The organism is Flavobacterium piscinae, from assembly GCF_004122145.1.
Lineage (GTDB): Bacteria > Bacteroidota > Bacteroidia > Flavobacteriales > Flavobacteriaceae > Flavobacterium > Flavobacterium piscinae.
Genome location: NZ_SBKQ01000014.1, coordinates 1 through 16,964 on the forward strand (window position 1 = coordinate 1; position 16,964 = coordinate 16,964).

Annotated in this window: 14 protein-coding genes; 7 read left to right on the forward strand and 7 right to left on the reverse strand. The window is 34.5% G+C overall.

Annotated elements, in window-relative coordinates:
• From EQG68_RS12745 to EQG68_RS12755, 3 genes are all read left to right on the forward strand, one after another.
• Positions 1-2,023: gliding motility-associated C-terminal domain-containing protein (locus tag EQG68_RS12745; protein ID WP_164975458.1), on the forward strand; the 2,023-nt coding region annotated here is incomplete at its 5' end.
• A 55-nt stretch (positions 2,024-2,078) separates the two neighbouring features.
• Complete coding sequence (locus EQG68_RS12750; protein ID WP_129465275.1) at positions 2,079-2,993, forward strand: PorP/SprF family type IX secretion system membrane protein; 915 nt, start codon at positions 2,079-2,081, stop codon at positions 2,991-2,993.
• 13 nt (positions 2,994-3,006) lie between these two features.
• Positions 3,007-4,947 carry an OmpA family protein gene (locus EQG68_RS12755; protein WP_129465276.1) on the forward strand — a complete coding sequence of 647 codons (1,941 nt, stop codon included), beginning with the start codon at positions 3,007-3,009 and terminating at the stop codon, positions 4,945-4,947.
• Positions 4,948-5,198: 251 nt separating this feature from the next.
• Here EQG68_RS12755 and EQG68_RS12760 read toward each other — a convergent pair whose 3' ends face one another.
• Positions 5,199-6,833, reverse strand: a complete 1,635-nt coding sequence (locus tag EQG68_RS12760) for an ABC-F family ATP-binding cassette domain-containing protein (protein WP_129465277.1) — start codon at positions 6,831-6,833, stop codon at positions 5,199-5,201.
• Positions 6,834-7,088: 255 nt separating this feature from the next.
• Between EQG68_RS12760 and EQG68_RS12765 the strand changes: the two genes are divergently transcribed.
• Positions 7,089-8,312 (forward strand): MFS transporter, encoded by a 1,224-nt coding sequence (locus EQG68_RS12765; protein WP_129465278.1) that lies wholly within the window; start codon positions 7,089-7,091, stop codon positions 8,310-8,312.
• A gap of 7 nt (positions 8,313-8,319) precedes the next feature.
• Here the strand turns inward: EQG68_RS12765 and EQG68_RS12770 are convergent, their stop codons facing one another.
• The 6 genes from EQG68_RS12770 to EQG68_RS12795 all read right to left on the reverse strand — a co-directional run bounded on the left by EQG68_RS12770 (position 8,320) and on the right by EQG68_RS12795 (position 13,577).
• Positions 8,320-8,538, reverse strand: coding sequence for a putative signal transducing protein (locus EQG68_RS12770; RefSeq protein WP_129465279.1), 219 nt, complete (start codon positions 8,536-8,538; stop codon positions 8,320-8,322).
• A gap of 76 nt (positions 8,539-8,614) precedes the next feature.
• Complete coding sequence (locus EQG68_RS12775; RefSeq protein ID WP_129465280.1) at positions 8,615-9,226, reverse strand: DEAD/DEAH box helicase; 612 nt, start codon at positions 9,224-9,226, stop codon at positions 8,615-8,617.
• A gap of 103 nt (positions 9,227-9,329) precedes the next feature.
• Positions 9,330-10,493 carry a sigma-54-dependent transcriptional regulator gene (locus tag EQG68_RS12780; protein WP_129465281.1) on the reverse strand — a complete coding sequence of 388 codons (1,164 nt, stop codon included), beginning with the start codon at positions 10,491-10,493 and terminating at the stop codon, positions 9,330-9,332.
• A 6-nt stretch (positions 10,494-10,499) separates the two neighbouring features.
• Positions 10,500-11,345: a mechanosensitive ion channel family protein gene (locus EQG68_RS12785; RefSeq protein ID WP_246011751.1), complete on the reverse strand. Its 846-nt coding sequence runs from the start codon at positions 11,343-11,345 to the stop codon at positions 10,500-10,502.
• A 1-nt stretch (position 11,346) separates the two neighbouring features.
• Entirely contained in the window at positions 11,347-12,654 is a 1,308-nt protein-coding gene (locus EQG68_RS12790) for an ABC transporter permease (RefSeq protein ID WP_129465282.1), read from the reverse strand.
• Positions 12,654-13,577: an ABC transporter ATP-binding protein gene (locus EQG68_RS12795; protein WP_129465283.1), complete on the reverse strand. Its 924-nt coding sequence runs from the start codon at positions 13,575-13,577 to the stop codon at positions 12,654-12,656. The genes EQG68_RS12790 and EQG68_RS12795 overlap by 1 nt, the downstream gene beginning before the upstream one ends.
• Before the next feature lie 364 nt (positions 13,578-13,941).
• Between EQG68_RS12795 and EQG68_RS12800 the strand changes: the two genes are divergently transcribed.
• The 3 genes from EQG68_RS12800 (at position 13,942) to EQG68_RS12810 (ending at position 16,960) form a co-directional block, all read left to right on the forward strand.
• The gene (locus tag EQG68_RS12800; protein WP_129465284.1) at positions 13,942-14,901 is read left to right on the forward strand and encodes a hypothetical protein; all 960 of its coding nucleotides are present in this window, start codon (positions 13,942-13,944) and stop codon (positions 14,899-14,901) included.
• Between the two features lie 59 nt (positions 14,902-14,960).
• A complete protein-coding gene (locus EQG68_RS12805; RefSeq protein WP_129465285.1) occupies positions 14,961-15,743 on the forward strand; it encodes an FRG domain-containing protein in 783 nt (260 codons plus the stop codon).
• A gap of 293 nt (positions 15,744-16,036) precedes the next feature.
• On the forward strand, positions 16,037-16,960 hold the full coding sequence (locus EQG68_RS12810; RefSeq protein WP_164975459.1) for a retropepsin-like aspartic protease family protein: 924 nt from the start codon (positions 16,037-16,039) through the stop codon (positions 16,958-16,960).
• Positions 16,961-16,964 lie beyond the last annotated feature (4 nt).

Below are 16,964 nucleotides of genomic sequence, written 5' to 3' on the forward strand. Positions count from 1 at the left end.
TATTGTTGTAGAATGTGACGGTACAGGTAATGAAAGTGATATTGAAGCTTGGTTAGCTTCCAATGGTGGTGCTACTGCTACTGACAACTGTTCTGATGTTACTTGGACAAACGATTTCAATACTTTAACGAACGATTGTTCAACGTCTATAACTGTAATTTTCACTGCAACTGATGCATGTGGAAATACCGCTACCACTTCAGCTACTTTTGCTGTACAAGATAGTACTGCTCCTGTGGCTCCTGAAACTCCTGCAGATGTAACTGTAGCTTGTGCTTCTGAAGTACCGGCAACCATTTCATTAACCGCTACGGATAATTGTGCCGGTGAAATCTCGGCAGAAGGGGTTGATACAACTGTGGCAGGTGATTGCCCGAATTCATTCGTAATCACTAGAACTTGGACATTTGTGGATGAATGTGGTAATGAAACTGTAATTTCGCAAACAATTACTGTAAACGATACTATTCAACCCGAAATAACTACCGAAGCAACTAGTCTTGTTGTGGAGTGTGACGGTTCTGGTAACCAAGAGGCTATTACAGCTTGGATAAATTCTAACGGTGGAGCTACTGCTACTGACAACTGTTCTGAAGTAACTTGGTCGAATAATTTCAGTGAATTATCAAATGACTGTTCTACAGCAATAACTGTGATTTTCACTGCTACTGATGCGTGTGGAAATACTGCTACCACTTCAGCTACTTTTGCTGTACAAGACAATACTGCTCCTGTGGCTCCGGAAGCTCCTGCTGCTGTTACTGTGGCTTGTGCTTCTGAGGTACCGGCAACCATTTCATTAACCGCTACGGATAATTGTGCCGGTGAAATCACTGTGGAAGGTGTTGATACAACTGTAGCCGGTGATTGTCCGAACTCGTTCGTAATCACTAGAACTTGGGCTTTTGTAGATGAATGTGGTAATGAAACTGCAATTTCTCAAACGATTACAGTAAATGATATAGTTGTTCCTGCTTTCGTAGAAGAGCTCCCTGCTACAGAATTAACTGTAGAATGTGATGCTATCCCTGCAATGGCTACCCTTACAGCTATTGACAACTGTGGTACTGCTTCTGTTGTCGAAAATGTAATTACAGAACCAGGTGATTGTCCGGGTAGTTATATGATTGTTAGAACATGGGAAGCAACTGATGAATGCGGAAATACTGCAACACATCAACAAATGATCACTGTTATTGATACAACCGGTCCGGTGGCATCTGAATTTGATAGTGAAATAACTGTTAATTGTGATGCAATTCCTGAGGTACCGCAATTATTATTCACTGATGCTTGTTCAGGTATTGATGATGTAAACATCCTATTTGATGAACAAATTACAAATGAGTCAAGTGCCTCTTACACGATAGTTAGAACATGGATTGTAGGTGACAACTGTGGAAATAATTCAGAATTTACACAAACAATCACTGTAAACATTCAAGACAGTTTAATTAGAATTGATGCAGAATCATGTATCGGTGATATAACGACAGTTAATTTAGACAATTTACTTCCTGTGGGAACTACCGGAGGTGTTTGGGTAGATGTAAACAACACTGGAGCATTGAATGGAAATATTTTCAGCCCTAGTGAAGTTTCTTCAATTGGAAATTATATCTTGCAGTATGAAATTACTCAAGGGGATTGTCCAAGAGTTTATGAAGTTACAATGAATGTAAACGACGACTGTCTGGTGTTCCCATGTGATGCGATTGAAATAAACAATGCATTTACACCAAATGGTGATGCACTTAATGAATATTTTTCTATTAAAAACATTGAAAACACTGAGTGTTATACAAGTAACACTGTAGAAATCTATAACCGTTGGGGCGTGTTAGTATATGAAGTAGAAAACTATAATAACAATGATAGAAGATTTGAAGGAATCTCAGAAGGTAGAGCAACCTTAAACAAAAATGCAGAACTACCAACTGGAACTTATTTCTACATCATTAATTATACTACTGTAGATGGAAATGTTGTAAACAAATCCGGTTATTTATACCTAACAAGATAAAATTAAAAACTCCTGAGGGTTACCCCACCCTCAGGTTTCTAAAAAAAGAAACAAAATGAGAACAAAATTTTTATTAATCGCTTTGATGTTTACAGGTTTTGTAGCACTTGCCCAACAAGACGCTCAATATACACAATACATGTATAACACAATCAATGTGAATCCGGCCTACGCGGGATCTAGAGGAGCAATGAGTATTTTCGGTTTACACCGCACCCAATGGGTTGGTTTAGACGGAGCACCTACAACAAACGCATTCTCTGTTAACACTCCTATTAACAATAGTAATCTTGGAATAGGATTGTCATTTGTAAATGACAAAATTGGACCTACTAGCGAAAATGCAATTTCTGCTGACGTATCATATACTGTTAAAACTTCGGAAACTTTTAAACTCTCTTTTGGAGTAAAAGGAACTGCGAATTTATTTAATCTAGACGTCTCTAAACTTACTCCTGCCGATGGGAGTGATGAATTATTACTCACTAATATCGATAATCAGTTTACTCCTAACATTGGAGCTGGTGTGTATTTTCATTCAGACAAAATGTATGTTGGACTTTCTGTACCTAATTTTTTTGAGACTAAAAGATACAATGATAACGATGTTGCATTAAATGCTGAACGAATGAACTTCTACCTTATCGCCGGTTATGTTTTTGATTTAACTTATAATCTGAAATTCAAACCTGCTTTATTGACCAAAGCGGTAGAAGGTGCACCACTGCAAGTAGATGTTTCAGCAAACTTTTTATACAATGATAAGTTTATGCTTGGAGCTGCTTGGCGTTGGGATGCTGCCGTGAGTGCCATGGCTGGTTTCCAAATTACAGACGGGCTTTTTATTGGTTATGGTTATGACCATGAAACAACTCGATTAAGACGTTTTAATTCAGGTTCGCATGAGATTTTCTTACGCTTTGAATTATTCAAAAAACACAGTAAAATTGTATCACCTAGATTCTTCTAATAAAGCAACAGTCATGAAAATTAAATTTATATACATCGCCTTGTTTAGTTTAATTGCTGTAAATGTTTACTCGCAAAAAGCAGGTGAACGCAAAGCTGATAAAAACTACGACAAATTCGCGTACATAGATGCCATAAAAACCTATGAGCGAATTGCAGAAAAAGGATATAAAAATCCTGATATGTTGCAAAAGATTGCAAATGCCTATTATTTCAATGCCGATTTAGTTAATGCAGAAAAATGGTATGGCGAATTGTTTGCTATGACGCAAGATGTGGAAGCAGAAAATTATTTCCGTTATGCCCAATCATTAAAAGCTGTTGGCAATTATACTAAAGCGGATGAAATGATGGCTGCATTTAATGTCAAAAGCGGAAATGATAAACGTGGGCTTTTAGCCAAGGAACAAAAAGATTACCGCGAAGCTATCAAAAGAAATTCAGGTCGTTATAACATTGAGGATGCGGGAATTAATTCAGAGTATTCCGATTATGGACCGGCTTTTTACATGGATAAAGTGGTTTTTACTTCCACGCGTGATACCGGAAATTTCTCCAAAAGAAAACACACTTGGACAGATCAGTATTTCTCTAATTTGTATGGTGCCGATTTGAGTGCAGAGGGTGCTCTTTCGAACACTGACCGTTATGGAAAAAAATTGAACTCAAAATTCCATGAATCAACACCGGCATTTACTAAAGATGGTAAAACAGTCTACTTTACCAGAAACAATTACTTGGATGGTAAAAAAGGAAAAGATGCCAATAAAGTAACTTTATTGAAAATTTACAAAGCTACTTTAGTGGATGAAAAATGGACAAACATTAAAGAACTCCCTTTTAATAGCGATAGTTATCAAGTGGCTCACCCTACATTGAGTGCAGATGAAAAAACATTGTACTTTGCGTCTGACATGCCTGGTACAAAAGGATTGTCTGACATATACAAAGTGGATATATTAGCTGAAGATTCTTATGGAACTCCGGTTAATTTAGGTGACATTAATACCGAAGGTCGTGAAACATTTCCTTTCATTACTTCAGACAATGAATTGTATTTTGCTTCAGACGGTCATCCCGGTTTAGGTGGTTTAGATATTTTTGTTACTAAATTAGAAAAAGACGGTTCTTTTCAACAAGTACACAATATTGGAGAACCAGCCAACAGTCCATTTGATGATTTTGCCTTGATTATCAATAAAGCCAATAAAAGAGGATTTTTATCTTCTAACCGACCAAATGGTGTAGGAAACGATGATATCTATAAATTCCTTGAAACAAAAGAATTACAATTTGATTGCGAACAATTGTTAGCCGGAATTGTTACCGACGAAGAAACGGGAGCCATTTTACCAAACACAAAATTGACTTTGTTTGATGAAAATTTCAACAAGTTAAAAGAAACAGTTTCAGGTCCGGATGGTCGTTATGACTTTGGTGAAGTTGAATGTGAGAAGAAATACTACGTTCGTGCTGAACAACCGGAATACACCACCAAAGAAGTACCTGTAATTATAGCTAAAGAAAGCGGCTCAACTGAATTGCCGATTGAATTGGAAAAAGCGGTGAAAAGCATTCCTATTGGTGGAGATTTAGCCGATGTATTTGGAATCAACTTGATTTATTTTGATTTAGATAAATGGAACATTCGTCCTGATGCAGCGGTTGATATTGCCAAAATATTAGATGTTTTAAATGAATATCCAAACATGAAAATTGATATTCGTTCACATACAGATAGCCGTCAAACACACCGTTACAACGAAGTGTTGTCTGACAGAAGAGCAAAATCTACCCGTGATTGGTTAATCAAAAACGGTATTGCACCGGAACGCTTAACTGCAAAAGGTTACGGAGAAACACAATTGGTAAACAAATGTGCTGATGGCGTAGAATGTACCGAAGCCGAGCACCAATTGAACAGAAGAAGCCAATTCATTATTACTGCTTTATAAATACTTGTTAATTAGATTACCTTTCGAAAACATCCCGTTGATTTTAGCGGGATGTTTTTTTATATCTCTGATGTAAATGAAATTGCGTGAGGGATTGAAGTGGAAAGCCCACAGGACAAAGGTTGAGTTTTTGCGGGTTGTGATGGCGACCAACGGAAGCCAAGCACAACCCGACAAAAACTCAACCTTTGGACGAGGACTTGTAACGAAAAGCCCGACCCTTGTGGTCACGCCCAAATTATTTTTACAGCTTATTTTTCGATTTCGCGAAGGTTTTCCATTTTTTTCATGGCCAAGAATCCTTTGATGTCTTCAAAATGCTCTTTCACACGTTTATTACCAAATTCGAATACTTTGGTTGCCAAACCGTCGAGGAAATCACGGTCGTGGGAAACGAGTATCAACGTACCGTCAAAATCCCGCAACGCCTCTTTGATGATGTCTTTGGTTTTCATATCTAAGTGGTTCGAAGGTTCATCGAGAATGAGTAAATTAACCGGTTCAAGCAACAATTTTATCATTGCTAAACGTGTTTTTTCACCACCGGAAAGTACTTTTACCTTTTTAGTAATGTCATCCCCTTGGAACATGAACGCTCCAAGTATGTTTTTAATTTGTGTGCGAATTTCGCCTACCGCAATGGTATCTATCGTTTCAAAAATAGTCAAATTCTCATCTAACAACGAAGCTTGATTTTGTGCAAAATAGCCAATTTGAGCATTGTGTCCGATCTCAACACTTCCGCCGTTGATTTCAATTTCTTTCATAATGGCTTTAATCATGGTCGATTTTCCTTCTCCATTTTTCCCCACAAAAGCAACCTTCTGCCCTCTTTCTATCACAATATTGGCATCTTTGAAAATAACTTTGTCATCATAACTTTTGTGTAAATCTTTCACCACTACCGGATATTGACCGGAACGAACCGAAGGCGGAAATTTCAACCTCAAAGCGGAATTATCAATTTCATCAATTTCAACGGGAACTAATTTTTCGAGCATTTTTACGCGTGATTGCACTTGGAGTGTTTTGGAATAGGTTCCTTTAAAACGCTCAATAAACTCCATGTTTTCCGCAATCATTTTTTGTTGTTCATCGTAAGCTTTTTGTTGATGAACTCTTCTGTCTTTGCGAAGCTCTAAATAATGTGAATATTTAGCTTTGTAGTCATAAATACGACCCATCGTTACCTCGATAGTTCTATTGGTAATGTTATCCACAAAAGCTCTATCGTGCGAAATCACAATCACCGCCTTGGCCGAATTAATTAAAAAATCTTCTAACCATTGAATACTCTCAATATCCATATGGTTTGTGGGCTCATCCAACAAAATCAAATCGGGTTTTTTCAATAATATTTTTGCCAATTCAATTCTCATTCGCCAACCTCCGGAAAATTCTGAAGTGGGTCGGGTAAAATCTTCTCTTTCAAAACCTAATCCTTTTAATACTTTTTCAACCTCAGCTTCATAATTTACTTCTTCTATCGAATAGTATTTCTCACTCAATTCCGAAACCCGTTCGATTAACTTCATGTAATCGTCGCTTTCATAATCGGTTCGAATGGTTAATTGATCATTCAATGCATCGATTTCAGCTTTCATGTCAAAAACCTCAGCAAAAGCTTTTGAGGCTTCTTCCATTACGGTTGCTTCATCTTTGGTTAACAAATGCTGAGGTAAATAGGCAATAACCGCTTCCTTTGGAGCAGAAATTGTTCCCGAAGAAGGTTTAGAAACACCGGCAATAATCTTTAATAATGTAGATTTTCCGGCTCCATTTTTTCCCATCAAGGCAATTTTGTCGTTTTCATTGATGGCAAAAGAAACATCGCTGAACAAAGTGGTTCCGCCAAAGTGAACGGAGATATCGTTTACTGTAATCATTTTTAGATTGTTGGGTTTTTGGATTATTCGATTGTTCGATTTAAGGAATATTCGATTTTTTCAAGGTGCAAAGATAATCGATTTGTGGAATCTTGAAGTTTGAAAATGATAATAAATAAAACGATTATTTTTGAATTTGATAAAATGCATTTACAATTGTTGAAAAACAAACAAATCGTTCGTCAATCTAATCAAAAGGGAGTCAAAACACTATTTTTTGGTTAATTTTGCTCACTCAAAAAGCGAATTCATTTTATGCCTCTATTTGATTATAGTTTTTTAAGAAAGATTATTCCGCAACAAAAGCATAAAAAAACCTATCGTAAAGCCAAGCAGTCATATTTAAATAGAATTCGTTTGGCGATGAGTTTCTTTTATTTTGGAATGGGATTTTGTTTTGCTTCATGGGCCAGCAGAATTCCGGATATTAAAACTACATTACAACTAAGCGAAGGCGAACTGGGAACACTTCTTTTTGCACTTCCCATTGGACAACTTTCTGCTATGCCATTTTCCGGAAAAGTGGTTACGCGATTCGGAAGTCGTAAAGTATTACTCCTATCCTTACCATTTTATGCCTTTAGTCTAACCAATATTGGTCTGGTTTCACAAGCTTGGCAATTGGCTCTAGCTTTGTTTTTATTTGGAATAGGTAGTCAATTTTGTAATATTTCAATGAATACGCAAGGCTTTTTCACCGAACAAATTTTCAAAAAACCGATCATGGGCTCTTTTCATGGTTCGTGGAGCTTAGCAGGATTTTGCGGTGCTCTTGTTGGGCTAGGTATGATGGCTCTTAAACTAACTCCGCATCAACATTTTATCATCGTTCTACTTTTAGTAGGCTTTTTAATATGGGCAAACTATCGTCATTTAGTAAAAGTTAAATCAAATGCTAAAGAAGTTTCTGGACCCAAATTCAAGTTTCAACTACCTGATAAAAATTTAATTTGGTTAGGCATAATTGGTTTTTGCTGTATGGCTAGCGAAGGAATTATGTTTGATTGGAGCGGTGTTTACTTTAAAGATATCGTCAAAGCACCGGGAGCACTTGTTATTTTGGGTTATACCTCCTTTATGATTACAATGGCTTTCGGACGATTTTTAAGTGATATTTTGGTTCGAAAATTTGGAGCCAAAAATATATTGATTGTCAGCGGAATTACTATCTCAACGGGATTATATACAGCCGTTGTATTCCCCTTTTTAGTTCCTTGTATGTTGGCCTTTATGCTGGTTGGTTTTGGGGTTTCGAATGTTATCCCAATCATCTACAGTACAACCGGAAGAAGTTCAACCATCCCAACAGGAGAAGCTTTAACAATTGTTACCGGTATTAGTTTTATTGGATTTTTGTTGGGTCCGCCCGTAATTGGACAAATTGCAGAACTAACAAGTTTGCGGCATTCGTTTGGTTTTATTGGAATTTTTGGGGTGTTTATTTCGGTTTTGGCTTATTATTTGAAGATTTTCAGATAAATTCATCTTAAATACTCATCCTAAATTGTTCTATCACCGGAGCAACTTTGGCATAATAACGTTCATCAACAAACAATTCTACTGCCAAATCCAAGTTGCCAAAACCTCCCAATCGTGCAGATTGGATATTGTCTTTTTGAAGCACTTCTACTCCTACTTCCTCTATTTTTTTTCTCAAAGCGGAAGCTAAAATTTCACTTCCGGAGAATACTTTCATCATCCCCATCTTTATAGTATTTAGTGATTAGTAAATAGTAATTCGTAAATTAACGTTGTACATCCATGACAATCGACAACAGAATCTATTCTGCCTCAAAGAAAACTGGTTCTATCATTATTTTATCGGCCAAAACTTCTACTCGTTCCGTAATTGTAGAACAAAAGAAAAGACGTTGGGTTTTTTCTACACTCAAAGATAGCCGCAAAATGATGGCATCCATACGATTTCGGAATAAAACATCGGCATCATCCACCACAAACATTTTAATGGTATTCATGTTGAATCCGGCAGAAGAAAACATATCGTTAATTTTGGTTGGTGTGCCAATTAACACATCCATTCCTAATGATATTTGATTTTTATCGTAATCGATATCGCCTTTTTCGTGCACCCCAATCACACGTAAATCAATATAATTTCCAAATTTTTGGAATAAATCAACCATTTCTGAGACCTTTTCTTTGTTTTCTACAATGACCAAAGCTCGTGTGCTTTCACCTACCGGTTTTTCTAATCGCTGAATCACATTCAAAACTATAGTTGTTGATTTTCCGCTTCCGTTTGGAGATTGAATGACCGCATCTACTCCACTTTTTAAGGTAGAAAAGGTATCCTGTTGTATTTCATTCGCTTCAATCAAACCAGTTTCAATGAGGGCTTGTTGAAGTTTTGGATTTATTTTTTTTAGTTGCATATTGATTATCTAAAAAAATGAAAAATCTAAAAAATCTAAAATTTTTTCATCCTTTTTTTAGATTTTTTTGATTCTTTTGATTTTTTTAATTCTTATGTTTTCATCACTTACTCGCAAAAAGCTTCACATCATTCTCCGAAATTTCACTTCCGCCAAGAATAATCAAGCGTTCTACCACGTTGCGAAGTTCGCGAATATTTCCGGTCCAATCGTATTCTTGGAGCAATTTAATCGCACTAGCCGAAAATTTCTTAGCTACATTGCCTTGCTCATCTGCAATTTTATGAGCAAAATGTGCTATTAACAACGGAATATCATCCCTTCTGTCGTTCAAAGCCGGGACTTTAATCAAAATCACCGCTAAACGATGGTATAAATCTTCGCGAAAACGACCTTCAGCAATTTCCTTTTTCAAATCTTTATTGGTAGCGGCTATTACGCGAACATTCACTTTGATATCCTTATCCGCCCCCACTCGTTGCACTAAATTTTCCTGCAATGCTCTCAAAACTTTCGCTTGAGCAGCTAAACTCATATCGCCAATTTCATCCAAAAAAATCGTTCCGCCATCGGCTGCTTCAAATTTTCCGGCACGGTCTTTAACCGCAGACGTAAACGCTCCTTTCACATGACCAAACAATTCACTTTCAATCAATTCGGAAGGAATGGCAGCACAATTCACCTCAATAATCGGAAAAGCAGAACGCTCACTTTTTTCATGTAGTTGATGAGCCACCAATTCTTTTCCGGTTCCGTTTGGACCGGTAATCAACACTCGAGCTTCAGTGGGAGCCACTTTTTCAATCATTTCTTTGATATGGTTAATCGGTTCTGATTGACCAATCATTTCATAATTTTTGCTGACTTTCTTTTTGAGAATTTTATTTTCTACAACCAATTGTTTTCGGTCTAACGCATTGCGAACCGTATTCAACAATCGATTCAAATCGGGTGGTTTTGAGATGTAATCAAACGCACCTAATCGCATGGTGTTGACAGCCGTTTCCAAATCACCATGACCGGAAATCATCACCATCGGAATTTCGGGTTTTATTTTTTTTACCGCTTCCAACACTTCTACCCCATCCATTTTAGGCATTTTGATGTCGCAAAGTACCAAATCGTAGTCTTCGTTTTTAATCTTTTCTACTCCGGATAATCCGTCTTCGGCTTCTTCTACTTGGTACGTATCACTTTCTTCCGAAAGAATTTTGGTTAATACTCTGCGGATGGCTGCTTCGTCTTCTATAATTAATATTTTAGGCATCTTATTTTATTCAATAATTGTTTTACTTATCAGGTGTAAATCTCTTTGTGGGAAAGGAATCGAAATTTTGTTCGCTCTAAATTGTTTATCAATTTCAAATCGCAAATCACTTTTAACATTAGGCGATGCAAAAGCATCATCTACATAAAAGAAAAGTTCAAAGTCTAATGAAGAATCCCCAAAATTATCAAAAATAACGAGCGGTTCATGCGTTTTTAAAACACTTGGATTGTTTTTTGCACAATCAATTAAAACCTGTTTTACTAAAGCTGTATCAGAACCATAAGCAACTCCAACCGAGACGCTTTCGCGGATTACCGTACTGTTCTGAGTCCAGTTGAATAAAATATCACTCAAAAACTTATGATTCGGTATCACCATTACCCGTTGATTTCGAGTAATTGCCTTGGTAGAACGCAGGCTTATTTTTTCAACTCTACATACTTTGTCTTCAATTTCAATGATATCGCCTACGTGCAATGACTGGTCTAAAATAATTAAAATCCCCGAAATTAAATCTTGAAACAATTGTTGCAAAGCAAATCCTAAGCCTAAAAAGATTGCAGCAGATGCGGTAAGTAACACACTAATATTAACGCCGGAAGCGTTCAACGTAAACATAATCACAAATAAATACACCAAGTATTGAATAAACTGAAAAATACTGATGAATTTATTTTTGTCTTCAGATGGTAACTTTCGGGTAACAATTCTTCGAATCATTTTGAGCACAATACTCGTTAGCACAAATGCAACAACAAGAGCTACAACCGCACCTACGGTTAAATTAATGTCTTTGGTTTTAATTAAACTTAAATTAAAAAAATCAATAATATCTTGAATCATTTCCATACTAATACTTCATCCATTTATACAATTCTTTCCAAGATGGTTTTTTGCCATACATCAAAATACCAACACGGTAAATTTTGGCTGCAAACCAAACAACGGCTAAAAAAGTCGCAAAAAGTAAAACCATTGATAGCAACAATTGCCATATTGGCACACCAAACGGAATCCGCATCAGCATCACAATCGGCGAAGTGAGTGGAACAATCGAAAAAACCGTTGCCACCGTTCCATGCGGATCATTCAACACGGTGAAAAATCCAATGTAAACACCTAAAATCAAAGGCAAAATAATCGGCAACAAAAACTGTTGTGAATCCGTTTCATTGTCTACTGCCGCACCAATGGCAGCATAAAACGAACTATATAAAAAGAATCCGCCCACAAAATAAATCACAAAGGAAACCAATAACGTTACTAAAGGTAATTGTTTAAACTCATTGATATACAACGGTAATTTTTCAGCAAAACCACTAGGATTAACTTGTGCAACCGCTTCCGGAGAAACCGCAGAACCGGCTCCCATTTGCATGCCAAAAACAGTAGAAAAAATGAAAAACAAAATCAATCCCAAAATCGTCCAAATCAAAAATTGTAAAATGCCCGCCATCGAATTCCCGATGATTTTTCCCATCATCAACTGAAAAGGTTTGACGGACGAAATAATAATCTCAATAATGCGATTCGTCTTTTCTTCAATCACACTTCGCATCACAAAATTGCCGTAAATCACAATAAACATCATGATTAAATAACCAAAAATTCCTCCTAAAAACAATTTGATTTCATTCAACCCTTTTACCGTTTCTTCACCGGAAGCTTTTTTCAACACAATATTTACATCGGCTTTAGCCAAGTTGATTCGTGCCGTATCAATGGCTAATTTTTCATAATTGTAGTCGGTTATTTTCTTAGCAATGATATCTTCCACATCCAAAATATAATCCATCGACGGACTATCATTCGAAATAAACTGCACTTGGTTTTGCACCGTAGACAAACTATCTGTTTTCGGAATATAAATCAACCCTTCGTAACTTTCACCCAGCACACTGTCTTTCACCAATTGCAAATCAATTTTCGACAAATCATAGTAGGCATATTCTTCATCGTTCACAAATTCTTTGACAAAATTACCGCCTTCATCATGAATGGCAATGCGTTTTAAATCGGCTTTCATCGAAGCCAAAAACCCAACAAAAACAGCAATTCCCACAAACAATAGCGGACTCAAAAAAGTCATCACTATAAACGATTTATTGCGAACCTTGGCAATAAATTCTCTTTTGATTATTAAACTTAAAATACTCATTAGTTTTGACTTACGGTTTTAATAAAAATTTCATTGGCGGTTGGAATTTTCTCCACAAAATGCGTTACTTGTCCGCGTTGTGTTAATAGACTCAACAGCTCATTCGGGTTGGCGTTTCCTAAACCGATTTCTAACTTCAAATCGTCGTTGAGCGATTTAAATTCAGCCGGATTCACCGTGAATTTTTGCGTCAAATCATACATTAATCCTTCCACGTTGGAAGTCAAAATTCCCACTTCAAAATGGTGCGTTCTATACTCGCGTTTGACATCGGTTAGTTTGCCTTCAATCAGCTTATTCGACTTGTGAATCAAGGCAATATCATCACACAATTCCTCCACACTTTCCATGCGATGCGTCGAAAAAATAATGGTTGAACCTTGTTTTTTCAACTCCAAAATTTCGTCTTTAATGATGTTCGCATTCACCGGGTCAAACCCTGAAAACGGCTCATCAAAAATCAGTAATTTGGGTTTGTGTAAAACGGTGACCACAAACTGTACTTTTTGAGCCATTCCTTTGGAAAGTTCTTCAATTTTTTTGTTCCACCAGCCTTCGATGCCGAGTTTTTCAAACCAAAAATCCAATTGTTTTTTGGCTTCTTGTTTCGATAAACCTTTCAACTGAGCGAGATACAAACACTGCTCGCCTACTTTCATCGATTTATACAAACCGCGTTCTTCGGGCAAGTAACCAATGTGTTGAATATGTTTCGGGTTTAGTTTTTCACCATCCAAAAACACCTCGCCACTGTCCGGCATGGTAATTTGATTAATAATTCTAATTAACGACGTTTTCCCGGCACCATTCGGACCCAAAAGTCCATAAATACTTCCCTTTGGAACCGAAAGCGAAACATTGTTTAAGGCCGTATAATCGCCATATGTTTTCACTACATTCCTAACTTCTAAGATGTTGCTCATACTCTTTTTTGCGTTTGGGTAAATATAGGAAATAACAGCCAAAACCGAAATAAAACCCCGTAAATAAAGTACATTTTTTTTGTTTGGGCGTGCCCCCGTTGCAAGAAATCCAAGTACAGAAAAAGTAGTGGAGAGCAACGGGGTCGGGCTTTCCGCTACAAGTCCTCATTTCGCCTCCGCAAGCTTCGGCTACATTCCGGGCTTTCCGCTGCAATCCCTCACGCGGGTTCTATACAAACAAGTGATTTAAATATGACATTTTAAGTTTAAAAGATAAAATTTATTGTATTTTAGTGGAATAGTTAATATTTAAATTTCTATTGTATAGTCAATAATTGATTTTTAGACAGGTTTTATTTAATGAATGAAAAAAATTGATAAAAAAAATAAAATATGTATTTATCTTGACCAATTTATTGTTAGTAATCTTGTAGAAGAAAACAATGATTTGTGGAAAGAAATAAGAAAATTACTTGAGATTTGTCACATTAATAATTTTATATACTGTCCTCTTTCACATCAACATTTTTTTGAAACAGCAAAAAAAGAATTAAATAATGCTGTTATTCATGATGAATATTTTAGAAAATTATCTGATAATTATTTTTTTAAAGACGAACTATTTCTTACTACACAATTAATTTCATCGTTAATTCGACATAATAAATTTACTGTAAAAACTTTTTTACATAATCATGATTTGAAAAAATTTGAAGATTTTTATTCGCATATTAATCAAGTAAATCAAGTATTCAATGAAAGTATAAATTTTAGAATTTCGCGACAAAATGAAATTAGAAGAGTTCTTAACAATAAAAATATTGAACCAAAAATTGAAGAAAAATTATTTAATATAATTAAAAAAAATGAAGTTAATTTATTTATTGATAGACTTGAGGAATACATAAAACTAAAAAGAATTTTCATAAGACCTGACAACTATGGTAAACATGATTTCCCTAATTGGATTGATCAAATATTATATCAATTAACATACAAGCATTCTTTTAAAGAAAATCAATTTAAAATATTACTAGATGAACTAAAGAGAAATGGATTCGAAAGAATTCCAACATTAAATATCAGATTTTCAATTGGAGCATATTTAACAATAAAAGGTAAACAAGAAAACATTAGTGATCATATAGACATTATGAGAATAACAAATGGTCTAATTACGTCAGATATATTTTTTACTGATAAAAGACGTAAGTTTGAAATCAAAGAACTTAACTTAGATAAATTATACAATGCAAAAGTTTTATCCGGCAAAGAAAGTGATCTTTTAGAATTCAGGGAAATTTTGAACAATTTATTAAAATAAATAATCATTGATGGTTTATTTTCTAACTAAGAAATAATTTTTTATAAAAAATTAAAAAAATGATTCAAACAAAAATTACATCTGTAAATCAATTTCTAGAGTGTATACCTAATAGAACTTCTATACTTTTTCAACCAGTCTATCGTGGACAAGGAGATAAAGATTGGAAACTTATTCCATCATTTTACAGACAAAAATTAGAAGTTTATGACAATTCAAATTATAATATTATTCCAAACTATGATCTAGTAGAGGAGACAATGTTAGATATGTTTTATCAAAAAGGAATATCACTATTAAAAAGGTATAAAATAAAAAATAGATTGGATTTAATGGTTATTGCACAACATCACGGTCTTCCAACACGTTTACTTGATTGGACTGAATCACCTCTTTATGCTTTATTTTTTGCAGTAGAAGATTTAAATAATAAATCAGATGCATGTGTTTTTGAATATTTACCCTCAACTTTTGGTTCATACGATGGAGTTGCGAAAGAAAAATGCTTTAAAAATGATTGTCATTATAGTTTCATTTCTCCTAGACATATTAATGAACGTGTAAAGGCACAAGGCGGATATTTCACTCTTCATCCATTATTAAAAAAACTGGAAATCAAACCATTAGATGTTCTAATTTCTGAAAGCACAAATAGCTATGGACTTAGAAAAATCATTATTCCATACAAATTTAAAGAATCAATAAAAAAAGATTTGCATAAACTAAATATTAATTGCTTTTCTATTTATCCAGATTTGGATGGTTTAGCCCAAAAAATTAAAGAAGATTTTTCTGAAATTCCTTTATTATTCAAAGGACATCAGTATAAATCAAACAATTAACTAATTAGCATAATAATTACTTTAAGTCCTTGCCTTAACTCTTCAAGTTTTATCGTGACTTTTGGCTTTCAACAGCAATCCCTAGTTTGGTTCGGTTTGAAGAAAAGAAAAAATAATTAAAATAGAGTTTAAGAAAAAAGTTTATTTATAATAATTTAATTATTTTAGCTTAATTTAGATTAAAGTGGAATTACTTATTATTTTTCATTTTTGTTATCAATTAGTCTGATTATCTTAATACAATATTACATTTTTATCTTTTTTATCTAATGAATGTTTATGAAATGCATGTTATGAAAAAAATATTTACCACTCTTTTAGTTTTTATAATTTCAATTCAAAGTTTTCCTCAAAAAATAATTGAAATGATACAAATTGGTGGAGTTTATCAAATACCTTGTAAAGTAAATGGCATTCCAATGAATTTCATTTTTGATACTGGTGCAACAGATGTTACAATCTCAATTACTGAAGCTAATTTTCTATTGAAACAAGGATTATTAACAAAAGATGATTTCATCGGAAATTCTAGCTACATTCTTGCAAATGGTGATATAGTTGAAGGGTCGCAAATCTATATTAAATCAATTGATATTGATGGTAAAATATTACAAAATGTTAAAGCTAGTGTAATTAATAAAAACAATTCACCTCTACTTTTAGGTCAATCTGCAATAAAGAAACTAGGCAAATACTCAATTCATGATAACTTGTTGATTATTGAAAATGAAGAAAAAAAAGGGGAAATTATAGAAAACACTTCAAAAAAAAACATAAAAGAAGCTGTAAATTACATAAGTGAATATTTGAGTTTGAAAACATGGGGTCCCATAATAGATAATAAATTAGAGTATAATGACTATTCAAGAACTTTAACATACAAATCATATACAAAAATGAATAATTCATCAAATACAACAATAGAAATAGATTTTACTTTTGGAATAGATGATGTAATTAATATAAAAGAAGTGATTTTCAATAATGATGAAGATAAAATACTAATTTACAGAATATTTTTAAAAAATAAAATATATAAAACTACATTAGAAAAAAGTGACAATAACTCGATCCCAATCATAAAAAGTGAACTCATTGATTCTGTGGTAATTAATCCTCTAAAAAAACTTACAATCTCTGATATACAAAATATTGGTATTGCTGTTAGAGACATCTTTCAGAACATAGAAATAGAAACTGAATATATTAAAAATTAAAAAA

What these genes read in the sequence shown, in the direction of transcription:
- EQG68_RS12775 (WP_129465280.1), bottom strand. Translation starts at nt 9,226, where the DNA reads ATGCAACTAAAAAAAATAAATCCAAAACTTCAACAAGCCCTCATTGAA.
- EQG68_RS12770 (WP_129465279.1), bottom strand. Translation starts at nt 8,538, where the DNA reads ATGGGGATGATGAAAGTATTCTCCGGAAGTGAAATTTTAGCTTCCGCT.
- EQG68_RS12805 (WP_129465285.1), top strand. Translation starts at nt 14,961, where the DNA reads ATGATTCAAACAAAAATTACATCTGTAAATCAATTTCTAGAGTGTATA.
- EQG68_RS12795 (WP_129465283.1), bottom strand. Translation starts at nt 13,577, where the DNA reads ATGAGCAACATCTTAGAAGTTAGGAATGTAGTGAAAACATATGGCGAT.
- EQG68_RS12760 (WP_129465277.1), bottom strand. Translation starts at nt 6,833, where the DNA reads ATGATTACAGTAAACGATATCTCCGTTCACTTTGGCGGAACCACTTTG.
- EQG68_RS12785 (WP_246011751.1), bottom strand. Translation starts at nt 11,345, where the DNA reads ATGGAAATGATTCAAGATATTATTGATTTTTTTAATTTAAGTTTAATT.
- EQG68_RS12800 (WP_129465284.1), top strand. Translation starts at nt 13,942, where the DNA reads ATGAAAAAAATTGATAAAAAAAATAAAATATGTATTTATCTTGACCAA.
- EQG68_RS12780 (WP_129465281.1), bottom strand. Translation starts at nt 10,493, where the DNA reads ATGCCTAAAATATTAATTATAGAAGACGAAGCAGCCATCCGCAGAGTA.
- EQG68_RS12765 (WP_129465278.1), top strand. Translation starts at nt 7,089, where the DNA reads ATGCCTCTATTTGATTATAGTTTTTTAAGAAAGATTATTCCGCAACAA.
- EQG68_RS12750 (WP_129465275.1), top strand. Translation starts at nt 2,079, where the DNA reads ATGAGAACAAAATTTTTATTAATCGCTTTGATGTTTACAGGTTTTGTA.
- EQG68_RS12755 (WP_129465276.1), top strand. Translation starts at nt 3,007, where the DNA reads ATGAAAATTAAATTTATATACATCGCCTTGTTTAGTTTAATTGCTGTA.
- EQG68_RS12810 (WP_164975459.1), top strand. Translation starts at nt 16,037, where the DNA reads ATGAAAAAAATATTTACCACTCTTTTAGTTTTTATAATTTCAATTCAA.
- EQG68_RS12790 (WP_129465282.1), bottom strand. Translation starts at nt 12,654, where the DNA reads ATGAGTATTTTAAGTTTAATAATCAAAAGAGAATTTATTGCCAAGGTT.